Raw genomic sequence first — 370 nt, 5'->3', positions numbered from 1 at the left:
TAACATATATTTTGGGACCTTAGCTGGTGGTCTGGGCTGTTTCCCTTTCGACTACGGATCTTAGCACTCGCAGTCTGACTGCCGCACATGTGTATTAGCATTCGGAGTTTATCTGAAATTGGTAACCCGAGATGGGCCCCTCATCCAAACAGTGCTCTACCTCCAATACACTTAAATTGCGACGCTAGCCCTAAAGCTATTTCGGAGAGAACCAGCTATCTCCCAGTTCGTTTGGAATTTCTCCGCTATCCACAAGTCATCCAAACACTTTTCAACGTGTCCTGGTTCGGTCCTCCAGTGCGTCTTACCGCACCTTCAACCTGCTCATGGATAGGTCACTAGGTTTCGGGTCTACATCATGATACTAAAG

Annotated in this window: 1 rRNA gene; it reads right to left on the bottom strand. The window is 47.6% G+C overall.

From position 1 onward, the window contains the following. A 23S ribosomal RNA gene (locus ETC07_RS15010) occupies positions 1 to 370 on the bottom strand; the annotation flags it as partial.

This window comes from Halomonas borealis (assembly GCF_004798905.1).
GTDB lineage: Bacteria > Pseudomonadota > Gammaproteobacteria > Pseudomonadales > Halomonadaceae > Halomonas > Halomonas borealis.
This window is presented reverse-complemented; position numbering and strand designations above follow the sequence as displayed.